The sequence below is a fragment of the Micromonospora sp. NPDC047644 genome (assembly GCF_040704315.1).
Taxonomy (GTDB): domain Bacteria; phylum Actinomycetota; class Actinomycetes; order Mycobacteriales; family Micromonosporaceae; genus Micromonospora.
Genome location: NZ_JBEYSY010000007.1, coordinates 1 through 16,883, shown reverse-complemented (window position 1 = coordinate 16,883; position 16,883 = coordinate 1). Strand labels below are relative to the sequence as shown.

Below are 16,883 nucleotides of genomic sequence, written 5' to 3'. Positions count from 1 at the left end.
GCAGCACTCGTGTACGGCGGTCGACCCGAGCGGGTCGACCGCCGTCGCGCGTGCGGAGGATAGGCTCGCGGCATGACGGTGGCGGTACGGGTGATCCCCTGTCTGGACGTGGACGCCGGGCGGGTGGTCAAGGGGGTCAACTTCCTGGACCTGCGGGACGCCGGCGACCCGGTGGAGCTGGCCGCCGCGTACGACCGGGCCGGCGCGGACGAGTTGACCTTCCTCGACGTCACGGCGTCCTCCAGCGACCGGGGCACCATGCTCGACGTGGTGCGCCGCACCGCCGAGTCGGTGTTCATCCCGCTGACCGTCGGCGGCGGGGTCCGGCAGGTCGCCGACGTGGACACGCTGCTGCGCGCCGGTGCCGACAAGGTCGGCGTGAACACCGCCGCCATCGCCCGTCCGGAGCTGATCGCCGAGATCGCCGACCGGTTCGGCCGGCAGGTGCTCGTGCTCTCCCTCGACGTGCGGCGCTCGCCGAACGGCGGCACGCCCAGCGGCTTCGAGGTCACCACCCACGGGGGTCGGCGCGGCACCGGCATCGACGCCGTCTGGTGGGCGCACCGGGGCGCCGAGTTGGGCGCGGGGGAGATCCTGCTCAACTCGATGGACGCCGACGGCACCAAGGCCGGCTTCGATCTGGAGCTGATCGCGGCGGTGCGCGCCGTGGTGGACGTGCCGGTGGTGGCCAGCGGGGGCGCCGGCGAGGTGGCCCACTTTCCGCCGGCGATCGGCGCCGGCGCGGACGCGGTGCTCGCCGCCAGCGTCTTCCACTTCGGCGAGCTGACCGTCGCCGAGGTCAAGGACGCGCTGCGCCTCGACGGCCACCCGGTGCGCTAGTCAGGCGGGCCACCGTCCGCGCCGGGCCCAGGTGGTACGCGTCGTGCGCGATCAGATCCGCGAACGCTCCCGCCCATGCCCAGCACCGGGCGCATGTGCCGCAGATCGGGCATCGCCCCTTTCGCTGCTCATGCTCGTCCAGAACCCGCCACCATCGAGCCAGCTGCTCCTGGCTGGGCGCACTCACCGGGCTCCATCCGTGTTCGCCTGGATGGCCGCGACGGACACCTGCGCCTCGAAGCACCACCCCCCAGCACAATCCGGTACGGGGCCAGCGCACGTGTGCCCACGCAACCGCACCATCCCGTCGACATGCTGGGGGTCCACCACCACCGCCCACACCAGCTCGTCGCGGTTGGTCGGGTTCGGGCTGATCTCCCACGCCAGCAGGTGCAGCGGGGTGCCCGCAGGCACCTGAAGGTTGTCGGTCATGTTCGGCTCCGAGGGCGAGGGGTGGACGTCACCGGAATGGCAGACACAGATCCCGCCGATCCCGTGGGAAGCTGCTGCGCCAGATGAACTGATACGTCGAGCGTGGCCGATAAGCTGGGCCTATGGCAGGTGTGCGCGGTGTGCACACGCTCCTGCACACGCTGGAGGTCGGAGATGGACACCTTCGGGCAGCTACTCAGACGGCACCGCGAGAGCGCCGGGCTGTCTCTGCGGCAGCTCGGTTCGCTCATCCACTTCCAGTACAGCCACATTGCTCAGGTGGAGCGTGGTGGACGCCGTCCCACCGCTGCGCTGGCCGTGGCCTGCGATCGGGCCCTGGACGCTGACGGCGCGCTTGTCGAGGCATACCGGACCGACCGTGCCGGTGCCACCGACATGCACAGACGCACCATGCTGCGGGCCATGACCACCTTGGCCGCCGCCCCCGCCGTCGCACCTCTGGCAGGGTTCGAAGCCCTTCGCCACGGCCTCGGCGACGCGGTGACGCCCGACCATGACGAGTGGGAGCAGATCGCGGTCGAGTACGGCCACAGCTACTACCGGCAAGCGCGTCCCACGCTGATGGCCCAGCTGAGAGCCGACCTAACCGTGCTGCAACACCAGGTCGCAGCCGACACTGGTCGGCACCGACCTGGTCTTCTGCGAGCTGCCGCGCGCCTATCCGTCATCGTCGCGTTGAGCCTTGTCGCGTCGGGGCAGAACGTGATGGGTCGCCGCTGGTGGCAGACCGCCCATCGCATTGCCGGCGAATCCGGGGACAGCGACACTCGAATGTTGGTGCGGGCATGGGATGTGGTCAACGGCTGCTACGACGGACGCCGACCGTCGGTGATCGTCGCCCTGTCGGACAAGGCGTTGCCTCTGCTGGGCCGAGAAGCCACGTCGGCGGCGTGCGGGTTGCTCGCCGGCCGCGCCCAAGCCCTGTCGTTGGCTGGGCGGCACACGGAGGCGGTGGCGACGGTGCGGCAACTCGCCGACCTGGCTCAGCAGCTACCAGCCGCGATCGCGAGCGACGTCGAGTCGTTGTGGGGGTGGCCGGAGCATCGGCTGCATCACACCGAATCGTGGGTGTACACGCACGCTGGCCGTCTGGTCGACGCGGAGGCCGCGCAGGAGCGGGCCCTCGACCTGTACCCGGCATCGCAGGCGCGGTTACGTGCGCAGGTGCAACTGCATCAGGCTGCCCGGCTCGTTCGGGGTGGGCACATCCCCGACGGGTTGCGGCACGCTGCCGACACCCTCGACGCGCTGCCAGTCCGTCTCCACAACCAGCTGCTGCGATCGGTGGCTGCCCAGGTCACGGCTGCCGTACCCCCGGCTGAGCGGTCAAGGCCGGCGTTCGCGGATCTCGTCGACCGGGTTCGGGCCCAGGCTCATCCGCTATGCCGGTGACGTACAGCGTGCACACCGCCGAATCGGCCGAGGCCATGTTTCCGGCGCTGGTGAGTCTGTACGCGGTCGTCTACGCCGAGCCACCGTACTCCGAGGGACCGGAGCAGGTGGCCGGCTTCGCCAATGGTTTGCCCGACGAGACGCGACGCGACGGGTTCACTCTTGTCGTTGCCGAGGACGCAGGCGTGCTGGTGGGTGCGGCGTACGGATGGAGGTTGCCAGCCGGCCGTTGGTGGACACGCGCCGACAACGAGCCTTCTACTGATCTACGGGCCGCCGACAAGTTCGCGGTGATGGAGTGGATTGTGCATCCGGACCGGCGCGGTGCGGGTATCGGCGCGGAACTCATCCGTCGGCTCCTCGACGGGCGGTCCGAGCGGTGGGCAACCCTCGCGTCCAACCCGGCGGCACCGGCCCGCGCCGTCTACCAGCGCGCGGGATGGCAGCACGTCGGCTGCTCAGCGATGCCCGACGGCACACCCATGCACCTGCTGGTCCTGCCGTTGCCCGTTGCGCCGGTCCGGCGTCGCTGATCCCCGCCGCCCCCGCCGGGTGAGGATCGCGACGACAGGGCTCAGCGCTCGCCGGAGTGCCCCTCCGGTGACCGACGCGGGGTGGGAATCGAACGGACCGCGTACTCCTGGACGGCGGCCGCGTGGTCGGCCTCGTCCAGGATCCAGTCCGCGTTGCCGGGCGCGTGCCGGCGGGTCAACACACCCTGCACGGTGTCCACTGTGGTGGCCACACCCGCGCGCGGGCGGGTACGCCACAGCTGCTCACCCTCGGCGGTGATCCGGAACCAGCCGTCGGCGACGCTGACCAGCCCGGCGCCGACCAGCCGCTGGACCGCGGCCTCCACCTCGTGTCGCTGCGGGATCGCATGGTTGAGGTGGTCGGCTGTGGAGAGCACGTCGGTCAGGCGGACGCCCTCCGGCCGCCGGCTTGTCGCCGACCGACGGTGCCGTCCGGCGCCGCTCGCGATGACGAGCGACACGAAGATCCAGGCGTCGTTCCAGCGCCAACCGTTCTCCCCCATGCACAGATGATGACGGCGCGCGTCGCGGAAGGGAACACCCACCCACGAACCGGTGCGCGGTACCACCCCCACGTACCGGTTCGCGGACGGTCGGTGAGGTTCAGCCGGCCGGGGCGGCCGGCGCGGAGTTGCCCGGCGGGGGCGCGGCAGTGTCCGGCGCGGCGGCCTCCGGCACGGCGAACAGCGGGATGAAGAACTGGGCCAACGGACCGATGGCCAGCGCGTACGCGACGGTCCCCAGGCCGACGGTGCCGCCGAGCAGCCAGCCCAGCGCCAGCACGGTGACCTCGATGACGGTGCGTACCAGTCGGATCGACAGGCCGGGCCGGCGGGCCACGTACCCGGTCATCAGACCGTCGCGGGGGCCGGGGCCCAACCGGGCGCCGAGGTAGAGAGCGGTGGCGGCGCCGTTGGCGACGATCCCGCCGACCAGCATCGCGATCCGGGCGCCGAGCGGGCCGCCCGCGGGCAGCAGGACCAGTGTGGCGTCCACGACCAGGCCGATCACCACGACGTTGCTGACCGTGCCGAGGCCGGGGCGCTGCCGCAGCGGGATCCAGAGCAGCAGGACCAGCGCGCCGACGGCGATGGTGACAGTGCCGAAGGAGAGCCCGGTCCGCTTGGAGAGCCCCTGGTGGAACACGTCCCACGGGTCGAGGCCCAGGCCGGAGCGGATCATCAGGGCCATGCTGACGCCGTAGACGATGAGCCCGAGGTAGAGCTGGACCAACCGTCGAACCGGCCGGTGCCGCAGATTGCCAAGCAGTGCCATGCGTGCCACCCTAGGTGCCAATCCTCGTCGAGGAAGAAGCCAATATTCGAGGAGTGGCTATGAACGGGCAGGTGCGAGGCGTCCAATTGGCCCGTCTGCTCGGGCAGTGGCATGCCCTGCCGGGCCGCCGCCGCAGCCCCGACTACGCCGCGCTGGCCGGCTCGGTGCGTGGGCTGCTGGCCGACGGCCGGCTGCCGCTGGGCGTCCGCCTCCCAGCCGAACGGGAGCTGGCCGAGGCGCTGCGGATCAGCCGGACCACGGTCACCGCCGCCTACCGGCAGCTACGCGAGACCGGGCACCTGGCCAGCCGGCGGGGCGCCGGCAGTTGGACGATGCTGCCCGGCAACCACCGGGTGGCCAGCACCGGCCTGTGGACCCCACTGGACGACCGGGAGATGCTCGACCTCGGCGTCGCCGCGCTGGCCGCGCCACCGCAACTGCTCTCGGCCGCACGGGCCGCCGCCGAGGACCTGCCCCGCTACCTGAACGGGGCCGGTTACCACCCGACCGGCATCATCGAGCTGCGCGAGGCGGTGGCCGACGGGTACACCGCCCGGGGCCTGCCCACCTCGCCCGACCAGATCATGGTCACCAGCGGCACCCAGCACGCGCTGGATCTGGTGCTGCGGCTCGCCCTGGCCCCGGGCGGCACCGTGCTGGTCGAGTCCCCGACCTACCCCAACGCCCTGGCCGCCCTGGCCGGCCGTCGGGCCCGGATCAGCACCCACGGGCTGGCCGCCGACGCCGGCTGGGAGCCCGACCTGCTGCTGGGCAGTCTCCGCCAGACCCGACCCAAGCTGGCCTACCTGATCCCCGAGTTCCAGAACCCGACGGGGCACCTGATGCCCGCCGCGCTGCGCGAGCGGGTGGTGGCCGCCGCGCACGCCGTCGGCACCGATCTGATCATCGACGAGTCCTTCGTGGACCTGTCGATGGACGGCACCGAGGTGCCACCCCCGGTCGCCACCTACGACCGGCACAGCCGGGTGATCAGCATCGGCGGGATGAGCAAGCCCTACTGGGGTGGCCTGCGGATCGGCTGGGTGCGCGCGTCCGCGCCGCAGGTGCAGCGGCTGGCCGCCGTGCGGGTCGGGGTCGACATGGCCAGCCCCGTGTTGGACCAACTGGTCGCGGTGCACCTGCTCGCCCACGCCGAGGCCATCGTCGCCGACCGCCGCGTCCAGTTGGCCGTCCAGCGCGACGCCCTGCTCGGCGCGCTGGCGCACCAACTGCCGGAGTGGCGGGTCACCGTGCCGCGCGGTGGCGTGACGCTGTGGGCCGAGTTGGACGGCCCGGTCTCGAGCGCGCTGGCCCGGGCCGCGGACGAGGTCGGCGTACGGCTGGCTCCCGGTCCCCGGTTCGGCCTGGACGGCACCCTGGAGCGCTTCCTGCGGCTGCCCTTCACGCTGCCCGCCGCGGACCTCGTGGAGGCCGTCGGGCGTCTCGCGGCGATCCGCTACGACCTGGACCGGGCCGGCCGCCAGCGGTGGCGCGAGCCGGCCGTCATCGCCTGAACGTCGCTGCCCCGAACGCCGGTGGCCCCGCACCCGAGCGGGTACGGGGCCACCGGCGACGCGTCAGAGCTCGGCGAGGGTGCCGGCGTACATCCGGTCGATCTCGGCGGCGAAGTTGCTCTCCACCCCACGCCGCTTGATCTTCAGCGACGGGGTGATCTCGCCGTCCTCGATCGTCAGGTCGCGCGGCAGGATGGCCACCTTCTTGATGGTCTCCCAGCGGTTGAGCTTGGAGTTGAGCTGCGCGACGTACTCCTCGACCATCGTCTGGGCCTCAGCCGACGCGACGATCTCGGTGTAGCTGCGCCCCTCCAGTGGGCCGCCGGCGACCCAGCCCCGGATGGCGTCCGGGTCCAGGGTGACGAGCATCGTGCAGAAGTTGCGGGCCTGACCGACGACGACCGCCTGCGAGGTGTACGGGCAGATGGCCTTGAACATGCCCTCGATGTGCGACGGCGCGATGTACTTGCCGCCCGAGGTCTTGACCAGGTCCTTCTTGCGGTCGGTGATGCGGAGGTAGCCCTGCTCGTCCAGGGTGCCGATGTCACCGGTACGGAAGAAGCCGTCCTCGGTGAACGAGGCGGCGGTCTCCTCCGGCAGGTTGTGGTAGCCGCGCATCACGGGCCGACCCCGCACCAGGATCTCCCCGTCGGTGTCGATCCTGCACTCCAGGTCGCCCATCGCCCGCCCCACCGTGCCGATCCGCAGACCGTCCGGCGGGTTGACGAAGTTGCCCGCGCTGGTCTCGGTCAGGCCGTAGCCCTCGGAGATCGGCAGGTTCGCGGCGGCGAAGAAGGTGGCGATCTCCGGGCTGAGCGGCGCGGCACCGGACACCAGCACCCGCATCCGGCCGCCCAGACGAGCCTGGAGCTTGCTGAACACCAGCTTCTCGGCCAGCCCGTAGCGCACCTTCAACCCGGCCGGCACGGGCTTGCCGGCCTGCTCCAGGGTGACCTTCTCCTTGCCGACGCCGACGGCCCAGCCGAAGATCTTCGCCTTCGCGCCGCCGGCGCCCTGCGCGGTGGTCACCGCCTTGTTGTAGACCTTCTCGAACACCCGCGGAGCGCCGCACATCAGCGTCGGGCGGATCACCGAGAGCAGCTCGACCAGCTTGTCCACCCGCCCGTCGACGTAGGTGGGCAGGCCGACGTGGATGGCGCCGCACAGCAGGGTCTTGCCGAACGAGTGGGCCAGCGGCAGCCACAGGTACTGCAGGTCGTCGTCGCGCAGCAGCCCGACCTCCGCCTGCGCGACCGCCTCCCAGCACCAGCCGCCGTGCAGCAGCTCGACGCCCTTGGGCTGGCCGGTGGTGCCGGAGGTGTAGATCAGGGTGGCCAGGTGGTCCGGGCCGATGCCAGCCACCAGCATGTCGATCAGCTCCGGCTCGGTGGCCAGCGCCTGGGTGCCGCGCTCCTCGAGGTCGGCGAGCGTCAACTGCGCGACAGCGGCCTCCGGGTCGACCGCGCCGTCGAGAAGCACCACGTGGGTGAGCGCGGGCAGGGTCGCCCCGGCGATCTTCGCCGCCTGGGCCGGGTTCTCCGCGAACAGCACCTTCGACCCGGAGTCGGCGATGATGTACGTCGCGTCGGCCGGCTCGGTGGTCGGGTAGACGGTGGTGGTCGCGCCGCCGGCGCACATGATGCCGAGGTCGGCGATCACCCACTCCAGCCGGGTGTTGGCGAGGATCGCGACCGGGTCCTCCTGGCCGACGCCCAGACCGTGCAGGCCGGCGGCGACCGCCTTGGCGCGCTGACCGACCTGAGCCCAGGTCAGCCAGGCCGGCCCCGAGTCGTCGGAGTTCGGGGACGCGAACGCGTGCCGGTCGGGGGTGGCCGCCACGCGCTTGAGGAACATGTCCGGGATGGAGCGGTACGGTACATCGAGAGCCATCGCTGTAGCCGCCTTCGGGGGTGGTGGCGTGACGGTCGTCACGTCATGATGGTTACCGAAGAGTATTGCGTGGCACCGTGCATCGGCTAGTGCGGTGTCCACTTACGTTTGCCGCGTCGGCGGCCGGGGGTTTCGTCGTACCGATGGTGTTGGGTGTGGTTGTGCCTCGTCGTCGGGATCCTGCCGCGCCCGGGGTGGTGTATCGCACCGCGCGGGTGGCGTTGCGGGTTACGCCAGGGCAGCGGCGGCGGTGTTTCGGGTTGCTGCGTTCGGCTGGTGATGTGTGGGCGTGTGTGTTGGAGGTGAACGCGTGGCGGCGTCGCCGTCGGGACGCGCCGTTGTCCGGCTATCAGGAGTTGTGTCGGGAGTTGGCGGCCTCGGGGCCGGGCACGTTCGCCGAGTTGGACTCGACGGGGGCCCGGTCGGTGTTGCGCCGGTACTCCGACGCGTGGTTCGCGGCAGCGAAGCGACGTAAGGACGGTGACGTGTCGGCCGGGTTCCCGCGTCGGCGGCGGGGGTTGGTGCCGGTGCGTTGGTTTCAGGGCACGTTCGCCCTGGACGGGTGTCGGGTCCGGATCCCGACGGGCAAGGGCGCGGCGCCGTTGTGGGTGAGGTTGGCGCGGGAGGTGCCGTACCCGCTCGAGCAGGTCCGCTCAATCACGCTGCTGTGCGAGGGCGGTCGGCTGTTCTTGGACGTGAGTGCCGAGATTCCGATCGCGACCTATCCGACCGGCACTGGACCGGACCCGGCCCGGATCGCTGGGGTGGACCTGGGGATCATCCACCCGTATGCGGTGGCCGGCCCGGACGGTGCGGGGCTGCTGGTGTCGGGGCGGGCGATCCGGGCGGAGCACCGCATGCACCTGGCTGACACGAAAGCCCGCCGCCGTGCGGTGGCTCGCCGGGCGCCGAAGCCGGGTCAGCGGGGTTCGCGGCGGTGGCGCAAGTACCGACGCCGCGCCCGTATGGTGGAGGGCCGGCATTGGCGCAGGGTCCGTCAGGCCCAGCACGAAGCCGCCCGTTCGGTCGTGTCGTGGGCGGTCGAACAGCGAATCGGTGAGCTGCGCGTCGGGGACCCACGTAGGGTGCTTAACATCGAGGCGGGGCGGCGGCACAACCTGCGGTTGCGGCAGTGGCAGGTCGCCCGGCTTTTGCAGGTCCTCACCGACAAGGCCACCCTGGCCGGCATCACGCTGCGCCTCGTGGACGAACGTGGCACATCCTCGACCTGCCCTGCCTGCCAGCGGCGGGTACCGAAGCCCCGTGGGCGGACCCTGTCCTGCCCGCACTGCCGGTTTTCTGGGCACCGTGACCTGGTCGCGGCTGCCACCATCGCCACCCGTAGCCCGGGCGGCGGACCCACGACCCCGACAGCTGTTGTGTTGTCGGAGGTGCTCACGCACCGTCGAGCCGGACGGCACCTTCCCGGTGCCGGCCAGTCCCGACGTGATCCCCGTCGCCCACGGACGGCGCGAGGATCAGTTGGCCCGCGCTGGCCCGCCCCACCACCCGGAGGGGAGTCGCTCGCCCACAAGGCGAGGATCCACAACGACCACCGGACACCCGGTGAACGTTCATGGACACCGCACTAGCCCTGGTGATCGTCCGGCCGGCCCGTCTCACCAACCGGTACGGCCGATCAGGCGTACCGGGCGGCCATCACTGACCAGTCGTAGGTGGCCCGGACCCAGTTGCGCCGAGCGGCCAGGGCGTCGCGGATCCCGTCGTCGGCGGTGGTCCGCAGCGCCTCCTCCGCGTCCAGGTACGTCGCCAGACCCTGGTTGAACCGGTGTGCCGCACTCCGGAGCGCGGTCACCTCGTCCGCGTCGCCGTCCTGGGCGAGCACCGTGACGAGGTTGTGCGCGTCCGGGTCGGCCTGGCTCTCCTTGCCGTAGGAGAAGAGGTCGTTGCACCAGCAGACCAGGTCCACCGCCAGCAGATCCAGGGCAACCAGCCCCGGGTTGGCGCGCTGGGTCGGCCCGGAGGGCCGCGTCGACGCCAGGTCGGTCAGGGTGAGGCAGGGATGAACGCCCCCGATGTGCCGGCGCAGCTGCACGTACTCCGCCACCTCGGGTACGCGCCGACGCTCCCGGTTACCCGCCTCCCAGAGCAGCGCCAACAGGTACTCGCGCATCTGGCTGACGAACCGCAGCAACAGCCCGGCGTGATCGTGCAGTCGGGTCCGGCGGCAGAGGTCGTGCAGCGCGTCGCCCAGTGGCCCGACGGCGGGCGGTGCGACGTACGGGTCACCGCACCGGTCCAGCACGTCGAGCAGTGTGCTGATCGCCGGGCCCAGCCGGACCGGGTCGGCGCCGAGGCCGTCCTCGTCGCAGGCGTCGTCCATGACGAAGAGCCAGCTGATCAGGTCAGTGAGCAGCCGCAGGCCCTCCGCCGAGCCGTCCAGGCAGGCGCGACCGGCCAGGCCGGCGGCGTCGGCCCGTTCCAGGCGGTGCACGCGCTGGCTGGAATCGACCAGACCGAACGTCCGCGCCCAGTCGATGCTCTCGCCTGCTACCTGGTCAGTGGCCTCGTGGCGTCCCGTGGGAAACGGGGGTTCCCGCAGCGCCGAAATCGCGAAGTCCCGCACAGTGAGCCCCCACTCCCGTGCCGCCCGGCGCGGAGCGGCGCGGTGAAGCGTACGGGAGGAGGTATCTGCATGTTTCGCTGGGTGTGGGAAATTCCACAGTCTTTCGGTGACCGTTTACGTACAGCCAGTCACATGCCCAGGTCGGCGGTCCGCAACCGTTGAGCCGTCTCCGCCGAGCCGTTCAGTTGGACCCGGGCCACCCGTTGCCGGCCGGAGAAGAACAGCACCAGCTCGGCCGGGGGCCCGACCAGGCGCAGTGGCTCACCACCGCGACCGAGGGAGACCTCCCCGTGGCCGGGCGCCTGCACGTAGAGGTCCGCCGAGAAACGCCGCAGCGCCAGCCGGGCCATCGGGGCCGCGCGTTTCCAGAGGGCGCTCTGCAGGCCGGTGGCCAGCTCGCGCGGCTGCCACCCGGAGTCGGCTCGCCGGACGTCCTCGTGATGGATGAAGAACTCCATCGTGTTGGCCAGCTCGTCGGTCAGCGGGTTGCTGATCGGGCTCCACAGCGGCGGTCGGCGCACCTGTGCCACCAGCTCGGGGTAGGGCCGTGCGGCGAGTCGGCGACGGACCCGCTCGGAATAGCCGCGCAGCGGCGGCAGCAGGATCCCACCCGCCGCGTCCGGACGGCGCTCCCGCAGCACCAGATGCGCGGCGAGGTCGCGGGTCGCCCAGCCCTCGTTGACAGTAGGGGCGTCCGGCCCGAGGGCCAGCAGAAGATCGGCCAGCGCCTCGCGCTCGGCTCGGGCGTACCGCGGCATGGCCCGATCGTAGGCCCGGTGGCCGCTCGGCGCGCGGCGGCGGACGCCGGTCGGCACCGGGAGCACGCCGCCGTCCGGTACGTGATGGTCGACATATCCGGTCAGGGTCGGCGGCACTGGCTCCGACCGGTAAGGATGAGGGAGATAATTGCGGCTTACGGCGGGGGAGAGCGTGGCGAGCAAGACAAGTCGGGACGTTCTCAGTCGAGGGCTGGGGGTCCTGCGGCAGGCGATCCGTGAGCAGCCGCGGATCTTTTCGGTGGCGGTCGTCGGCAGCGTGCTCTTCGGCGGGATGATCATCGTCAGCGCCCGGGTCGTCGGGTCGGTCATCGGTGAGGTGGCGCTGCCGGCCATCGAGCGCGGCGAGGTGGGCGCCGGCACCCTGGCGCTGGCCGCGGCCGCGTTGTTCGGGATCAGTGTGCTGCGGGTGGCGGGCATCTTCGGCCGCCGGCTCGGCGCCGGCTACATGCAGTACCGCCTCCAGGCCTCCTACCGCCGCAGGGTGACCCGTCGGTACCTGGAACTGCCGCTGTCCTGGCACCACCGCAACTCCACCGGCACCCTGCTGTCCAACGCCAACTCCGACGTGGAGGCGGCCTGGTACCCGATCGCGCCGCTGCCGTTCGCCGTCGGCACGTTGGTGATGCTGGTCGGGGCGATCGTGTCGCTCTTCGCCACCGACTGGGCGCTCGCCCTGGTCGGGCTCGCGGTCTTCCCCGCCCTGTTCGCGCTCAACGTCGTCTACTCCCGCCGGATGGCCCCCAGGCAGGCCCGGGCGCAGCGCCTGCGCGCGGAGGTCAGCGGCATCGCCCACGAGAGCTTCGACGGCGCCCTGGTGGTCAAGACGATGGGTCGCGAGGCCCAGGAGACCGCCCGGTTCGCGGGCCGCGCCGGCGAGCTGCGCGACTCGCTGATCGCGGTCGGCCGGCTGCGCGGCATCTTCGACCCGCTGCTGGAGACGCTGCCCAGCCTCGGCACCCTGGCCGTCCTGGTGGTCGGGGCGTTCCGGTTGCGCCAGGGCGCGATCAGCGTGACCGAGCTGGTCAGTGTGGCCTTCCTCTTCACCGTGCTGGCCTTCCCGGTGCGGGCCATCGGTTGGGTGCTGGCCGAGCTGCCGCGCAGCGTCGCCGGCTGGGACCGGGTGCGCCGGGTGCTCGACGCCACCGGCGAGATGCCGTACGGGCAGCGGGTGCTCGACCCCGACGCCGCCGGCCCGGCCACCCTCACCTTCACCGACGTGCACTACTCCTACCCGCCGGCCGAAGCGCACCCGCCCGGCGCGCAGGTCCTCGGCGAGGTCGGCTTCACGGTGCCGTCCGGTCGGACGGTGGCCCTGGTGGGGCCCACCGGCGCCGGCAAGTCCACCATCGCCTCGCTGGCGGTGCGTCTCGTCGACCCCGACTCCGGCACCGTGAGCCTGGACGGCGTGGACGTGCGCGAGCTGACCTCCGTGTCGTTGGCCGGCACTGTGGCCCTGGTCGCCCAGGTGCCCTTCATCTTCGACGACACGGTCCGCGCCAACATCGCCCTCGATCGGCCCGGTGTGGACGACGAGGTGGTCTGGGCGGCGCTGCGGCTGGCCGAGGCGGACGGTTTCGTCGCCGCGCTGCCCGACGGTCTGGACACCATGGTCGGCGAGCGGGGCACCTCGCTCTCCGGCGGTCAGCGGCAGCGGCTCACCCTGGCCCGCGCGCTGGCCGGTCGACCGCGCCTGCTGGTGCTCGACGACGCGACGAGCGCTGTCGACCCGCGGGTGGAGGCGGCCATCCTGGCGGGGCTGCGCTCCTCGACCACGCAGGCGGGCGTTCCCGCCGCGTCGATCCTGGTGGTGGCGTACCGCCGGGCCACCATCGCGCTCGCCGACGAGGTCATCTACGTGGAGCAGGGACGGGTGGTCGCCCGGGGCACCCACAGCGAGTTGTTGGCCACCGTGCCCGGCTACGTCGACCTGGTCACCGCCTACGAGCAGGCCGAGGTGGAGCGGGCACAGGAGAGTTCCTACGGCGACGATGTGGCGCCGCTGCCGTCGGGCCTGGAGATCGAGGTGGACCGGTGAGCGCGAGGAGTGCAGCGGAGCGGAGCCCCGCAGTCGCGAACGAAAGGCGTGCCCGGTGACGACGTCGACGCTGAACAAGGACGAGCCGGAGGCGCGGGAGGAGACGACCTGGCAGACGCTGCGTCGGGGCCTGGCGCTCTCCCCGGAGCTACGGATCGGTCTGGCCGGCACGTTGGCCCTGGCGTTGGTCTACATGGTGGGTCGGGTCGCCGTGCCGGTCGCCGTGCAGCAGGGCATCGACCGGGGCCTGGTCGGTGGTCTGAATCTGACCGTGGTGTGGACGGTGGTGGCGATCACCGCGGCGATCCTGACGATCACCACGATCTGCGGCTACCTGATGATGCGCCGGCTGTTCACCGTCAGCGAGACGGCGCTGGCCAACGTCCGGACGCGCGCGTTCCGCCACGTGCACGACCTGTCGATGCTGCACCAGCAGTCGGAGCGGCGCGGTTCGCTGGTCTCGCGGGTCACCAGCGACGTGGACCAGATCACCCAGTTCCTCCAGTGGGGCGGGGTGATCCTGCTGGTCAACCTCGGTCAGCTGGTGGTCACCACGGCCGTCATGCTGGCGTACTCCTGGCAGTTGACACTTGTGGTGCTGGCCGCGTTCCTGCCGGCGGTGTTCGTCATCCGGCAGTTGCAACGTCGCCTCGGCGGCGCGTACGCGACGGTGCGTCAACGCACCGGCACGCTGCTCGGCGCGATCGGCGAGAGCGTGGTGGGCGCGCCGGTGATCCGGGCGTACGGGATCGCCGGGCGCACCGAGCGGCGGCTGGACGAGGCGATCGACAAGCAGCGCCTCGCCCAGCAGCGGGCGATCCGGATCAGCATCGTGGGCAGCTCGGTCGGGGAGTTGGCGGCAGGGTTGGCGCTGGCCGGTGTGGTGGTGCTCGGCGTGCTGTTGGGGGTGGACGGCACGCTGTCGATCGGCCAGCTGACGGCGTTCCTCTTCCTGGTGACGCTCTTCATCCAGCCGGTGCAGATCGCCACCGAGGTGCTCAACGAGGCGCAGAACGCGATCGCCGGCTGGCGTCGGGTGCTGGACGTGCTGGACGTCGCCCCCGACGTGGCCGACCCGGGGGAGCAGGGGCGGGAGCTGCCGGACGGGCCGCTGGACATCCGGTTCGCCGGTGTGCGGTTCGCCTACCCGGGTGGTCCGCCGGTGCTGCACGACATCGACCTGGAGATCGCGGCGAAGAGTCGGGTGGCGGTGGTCGGTGAAACCGGCAGCGGCAAGACCACCTTCGCCAAGTTGCTGACCCGGCTGATGGACCCGTCGACCGGGGCGGTGCTGCTGTCCGGGGTGCCGCTGACCGACGTCCGGTTCGGCTCGCTGCGCTCCCGCGTGGTGATGGTGCCGCAGGACGGGTTCCTCTTCGACGCGACGGTGGGGAATAATGTCCGGTTCGCCCGTCCGGAGTTGACCGACGAGCAGTTGACCGTCGCCTTCACCGAGCTGGGCCTGTCGGACTGGCTGGAGGGCCTGCCGGCGGGCCTGGACACCCCGGTCGGCGAGCGCGGCGAGGCGCTCAGCGTCGGGGAGCGGCAGCTCGTCGCGTTGGCCCGCGCGTACGTGGCCGACCCGGACCTGCTGGTGCTCGACGAGGCGACCAGCGCGGTGGACCCGGCGACCGAGGTGCGGTTGCAACGCACCCTGGACGCGGTCACCCGGGGTCGGACCACCCTGGCCATCGCGCACCGGCTCTCCACCGCACAGGCCGCCGACGAGGTGATCGTGGTGGACCGGGGCCGGGTGGTGCAGCGCGGCCCGCACGACGAGCTGGTGCGCGACGCCGACTCGGTGTACGGCCTGCTCTACGCCTCCTGGCTGGAGCAGACCCGGTGAGGTGCGGCGGGGCGGTGGACGCGGACGGGCGGGTGCTCTAGGCTCCGGGTTAGGTAAGCCTAACCTTTGAAGGAGGTCGCGCCCATGCGGCCCAACTCCGCCGAGATCGTCCGTACCCTCGTCGCCGGCCGCCTGCCCGGCCTCGTGCACCTGGCCCACCGGCCGGGCCCGCACCACGCCCGGCACGCCACCGACTCGGACGGGCGGGTGCTGCTGCTGGTGCCGGTGGCCAGCCACCTGGCCGCCGCCCTGCAACCGGCGGCCGGGGGCAGCGACGTCGCTGTCGTGCTCGACGTGCTCGACCTGCCGCCCGCCGCCGGCGCGCCCGGACTGGGTCGCGCCTGGGTGTCCGGCTGGGCGGCCGAGCTGCGCGGCGACGAGGCCCGCCACGCGGCTGACGAGTTCGCCGCGGTCGAGCCGACCGGTGACCTGCTCGACCTGGGCACCCGGTTCCGGCTGTTCCGCTTCGAGGTGGTCGAGGTCCGCTGGGAGCGGGCCGGCGTCGTGCGCCGGATCGACCCGGTGGAGTACGCCGAGGCCGAACCGGACCCGGTGCACCCGGTCGAGGCCCGGCTGCTGGCCGACCTCGCCGACTGCCACGGCGCCCGGGTGACGGAGTACCTACGCCAGCAGCTCGGGTTGACCGAGCACACCCCGGACGGGCCGCCCCGGGTGGTGCGCATCGACCGCTACGGCCTGGTGGTGGCCCTCGGCCGACCCGGCGCCCGGCGTCGGGTCCGGCTGGCCTTCCCGGGCCCGGTGACCGACCCGGCCGACCTGCCGCGGCTACTCCCACCCCTGCGACTACCTGCCGACGCCCACCCCCCGCACTAACCGCCCGCCGCCCCGCGCCCCGCGCGCCGCGCGCCCCGCCGGCGTCGATCTTGCAGTTTGGGTTGCCGTTACGCGTCATATGCCCCGTTTGTCGGGACAGAAAGTGCAAGATCGCGGGGACGGGCGGGGCGGGGGCGTCGGCCGGGCGGGGGCGGAGCGGGGCGGGCGGGGCGGGGTTGGGGCGGGTCAGGTTGGTAGGGGGCCGGTGAGGTAGCGCTGGATCGTGGGGCCGATCGCGGCCACCAGGGTTTCCGGGTCGGCCGAGGCGACCGGCTCTAGGCGCACCACGTGTCGCATCATGGCCAGGCCGATCATCTGGGTGGCCACCAGGGAGCCTCGCAGCGGTAGCTCGACCGGGTCGACGTCGAGGTTCTCCAGCACCCGGCGCAGCACCTGGGTGGTGACGAACTCGCGCAGTAGTCGAGCGGTCCACTCGTTGCTCACCGCAGAGCGCAGCAGCGCCTGTGCGGCGCTGCCGGCCGGGGAGTCCCAGACGCCGAGGAAGATGCGCACCATCCGCTCACCGACGCCGTCCCGGTCGCCGGCGAGCACCCTCGGCACCAGTTGACCGGGGTCGACCGGAAAGTTCATCGCGGCAAGGAAGAGCTGGTCCTTGCTGCCGAAGTAGTGGTGCACGAGCGCCGGGTCGACCTGCGCCGTGCCGGCGATGCCACGGATCGAGGCGGCGTCGTAACCACGGTCGGCGAACGCCGTCCGCGCCGCGTCGAGAATCGCCTCCCGGGTGCCCGGGTTGCCGGGTCGCCGGCCGGTCCGCCGCGTCATCGCCGCCCTTCGTTCGTCCGCCTCGCCGAGTCGTGGGGCGGGCCCGCCCCCCCCCCGGGTCGGCTGCCGCGCCCGGCGCCGCCCCCCGCGCGGGCGGGCAGAGATCGGAAGAGCGGGCGGGA

15 protein-coding genes are annotated in these 16,883 nt (G+C 72.2%); 8 read left to right on the top strand and 7 right to left on the bottom strand.

The window, feature by feature from the left end; translation table 11 throughout:
- Positions 1 to 72 precede the first annotated feature (72 nt).
- A complete protein-coding gene (gene hisF / locus AB0877_RS12875; protein WP_366608752.1) occupies positions 73 to 840 on the top strand; it encodes an imidazole glycerol phosphate synthase subunit HisF in 768 nt (255 codons plus the stop codon).
- 183 nt (positions 841 to 1,023) lie between these two features.
- Here the strand turns inward: hisF and AB0877_RS12870 are convergent, their stop codons facing one another.
- Entirely contained in the window at positions 1,024 to 1,272 is a 249-nt protein-coding gene (locus AB0877_RS12870) for a hypothetical protein (RefSeq protein ID WP_366608751.1), read from the bottom strand.
- 174 nt (positions 1,273 to 1,446) lie between these two features.
- Between AB0877_RS12870 and AB0877_RS12865 the strand changes: the two genes are divergently transcribed.
- Positions 1,447 to 2,685: a helix-turn-helix transcriptional regulator gene (locus AB0877_RS12865; RefSeq protein ID WP_366608750.1), complete on the top strand. Its 1,239-nt coding sequence runs from the start codon at positions 1,447 to 1,449 to the stop codon at positions 2,683 to 2,685.
- Positions 2,676 to 3,218 carry a GNAT family N-acetyltransferase gene (locus AB0877_RS12860; RefSeq protein WP_366608749.1) on the top strand — a complete coding sequence of 181 codons (543 nt, stop codon included), beginning with the start codon at positions 2,676 to 2,678 and terminating at the stop codon, positions 3,216 to 3,218. Before AB0877_RS12865 ends, AB0877_RS12860 begins: the two co-directional genes overlap by 10 nt.
- A gap of 41 nt (positions 3,219 to 3,259) precedes the next feature.
- Here the strand turns inward: AB0877_RS12860 and AB0877_RS12855 are convergent, their stop codons facing one another.
- Together AB0877_RS12855 and AB0877_RS12850 are read right to left on the bottom strand one after the other, a co-directional pair.
- Positions 3,260 to 3,721, bottom strand: a complete 462-nt coding sequence (locus AB0877_RS12855) for a hypothetical protein (RefSeq protein ID WP_366608748.1) — start codon at positions 3,719 to 3,721, stop codon at positions 3,260 to 3,262.
- A 100-nt stretch (positions 3,722 to 3,821) separates the two neighbouring features.
- Positions 3,822 to 4,493: a hypothetical protein gene (locus tag AB0877_RS12850; RefSeq protein WP_366608747.1), complete on the bottom strand. Its 672-nt coding sequence runs from the start codon at positions 4,491 to 4,493 to the stop codon at positions 3,822 to 3,824.
- A 59-nt stretch (positions 4,494 to 4,552) separates the two neighbouring features.
- On the opposite strand from AB0877_RS12850, the gene AB0877_RS12845 reads away from it, so the two are divergent.
- Entirely contained in the window at positions 4,553 to 6,007 is a 1,455-nt protein-coding gene (locus AB0877_RS12845) for a PLP-dependent aminotransferase family protein (protein WP_366608746.1), read from the top strand.
- Between the two features lie 63 nt (positions 6,008 to 6,070).
- Here AB0877_RS12845 and AB0877_RS12840 read toward each other — a convergent pair whose 3' ends face one another.
- Positions 6,071 to 7,897 carry a long-chain fatty acid--CoA ligase gene (locus AB0877_RS12840; RefSeq protein ID WP_366608745.1) on the bottom strand — a complete coding sequence of 609 codons (1,827 nt, stop codon included), beginning with the start codon at positions 7,895 to 7,897 and terminating at the stop codon, positions 6,071 to 6,073.
- 143 nt (positions 7,898 to 8,040) lie between these two features.
- On the opposite strand from AB0877_RS12840, the gene AB0877_RS12835 reads away from it, so the two are divergent.
- A complete protein-coding gene (locus tag AB0877_RS12835) occupies positions 8,041 to 9,489 on the top strand; it encodes a transposase (RefSeq protein WP_366608744.1) in 1,449 nt (482 codons plus the stop codon).
- A 47-nt stretch (positions 9,490 to 9,536) separates the two neighbouring features.
- Here the strand turns inward: AB0877_RS12835 and AB0877_RS12830 are convergent, their stop codons facing one another.
- Both AB0877_RS12830 and AB0877_RS12825 read right to left on the bottom strand, forming a co-directional pair.
- Positions 9,537 to 10,484 (bottom strand): terpene synthase, encoded by a 948-nt coding sequence (locus AB0877_RS12830; protein WP_366608743.1) that lies wholly within the window; start codon positions 10,482 to 10,484, stop codon positions 9,537 to 9,539.
- Positions 10,485 to 10,612: 128 nt separating this feature from the next.
- Positions 10,613 to 11,242, bottom strand: a complete 630-nt coding sequence (locus tag AB0877_RS12825) for a TIGR03085 family metal-binding protein (RefSeq protein ID WP_366608742.1) — start codon at positions 11,240 to 11,242, stop codon at positions 10,613 to 10,615.
- A gap of 172 nt (positions 11,243 to 11,414) precedes the next feature.
- Here AB0877_RS12825 and AB0877_RS12820 point away from each other — a divergent pair, with 172 nt between their 5' ends.
- The 3 genes from AB0877_RS12820 (at position 11,415) to AB0877_RS12810 (ending at position 15,978) form a co-directional block, all read left to right on the top strand.
- Positions 11,415 to 13,298 (top strand): ABC transporter ATP-binding protein, encoded by a 1,884-nt coding sequence (locus tag AB0877_RS12820; RefSeq protein ID WP_366608741.1) that lies wholly within the window; start codon positions 11,415 to 11,417, stop codon positions 13,296 to 13,298.
- A gap of 55 nt (positions 13,299 to 13,353) precedes the next feature.
- Positions 13,354 to 15,144: an ABC transporter ATP-binding protein gene (locus tag AB0877_RS12815; protein WP_366608740.1), complete on the top strand. Its 1,791-nt coding sequence runs from the start codon at positions 13,354 to 13,356 to the stop codon at positions 15,142 to 15,144.
- A gap of 84 nt (positions 15,145 to 15,228) precedes the next feature.
- Complete coding sequence (locus AB0877_RS12810; RefSeq protein ID WP_366608739.1) at positions 15,229 to 15,978, top strand: DUF2470 domain-containing protein; 750 nt, start codon at positions 15,229 to 15,231, stop codon at positions 15,976 to 15,978.
- A gap of 186 nt (positions 15,979 to 16,164) precedes the next feature.
- On the opposite strand, the gene AB0877_RS12805 is transcribed toward AB0877_RS12810, so the two are convergent.
- Complete coding sequence (locus tag AB0877_RS12805) at positions 16,165 to 16,761, bottom strand: TetR family transcriptional regulator (RefSeq protein WP_366608738.1); 597 nt, start codon at positions 16,759 to 16,761, stop codon at positions 16,165 to 16,167.
- Positions 16,762 to 16,883: the final 122 nt, after the last annotated feature.

Coding starts and splice junctions, on each gene's coding strand:
- AB0877_RS12835 (WP_366608744.1), top strand. CDS start 8,041: ATGGTGTTGGGTGTGGTTGTGCCTCGTCGTCGGGATCCTGCCGCGCCC.
- AB0877_RS12870 (WP_366608751.1), bottom strand. CDS start 1,272: ATGACCGACAACCTTCAGGTGCCTGCGGGCACCCCGCTGCACCTGCTG.
- AB0877_RS12860 (WP_366608749.1), top strand. CDS start 2,676: ATGCCGGTGACGTACAGCGTGCACACCGCCGAATCGGCCGAGGCCATG.
- AB0877_RS12845 (WP_366608746.1), top strand. CDS start 4,553: ATGAACGGGCAGGTGCGAGGCGTCCAATTGGCCCGTCTGCTCGGGCAG.
- AB0877_RS12825 (WP_366608742.1), bottom strand. CDS start 11,242: ATGCCGCGGTACGCCCGAGCCGAGCGCGAGGCGCTGGCCGATCTTCTG.
- AB0877_RS12840 (WP_366608745.1), bottom strand. CDS start 7,897: ATGGCTCTCGATGTACCGTACCGCTCCATCCCGGACATGTTCCTCAAG.
- hisF (WP_366608752.1), top strand. CDS start 73: ATGACGGTGGCGGTACGGGTGATCCCCTGTCTGGACGTGGACGCCGGG.
- AB0877_RS12865 (WP_366608750.1), top strand. CDS start 1,447: ATGGACACCTTCGGGCAGCTACTCAGACGGCACCGCGAGAGCGCCGGG.
- AB0877_RS12855 (WP_366608748.1), bottom strand. CDS start 3,721: ATGGGGGAGAACGGTTGGCGCTGGAACGACGCCTGGATCTTCGTGTCG.
- AB0877_RS12810 (WP_366608739.1), top strand. CDS start 15,229: ATGCGGCCCAACTCCGCCGAGATCGTCCGTACCCTCGTCGCCGGCCGC.
- AB0877_RS12850 (WP_366608747.1), bottom strand. CDS start 4,493: ATGGCACTGCTTGGCAATCTGCGGCACCGGCCGGTTCGACGGTTGGTC.
- AB0877_RS12805 (WP_366608738.1), bottom strand. CDS start 16,761: ATGACGCGGCGGACCGGCCGGCGACCCGGCAACCCGGGCACCCGGGAG.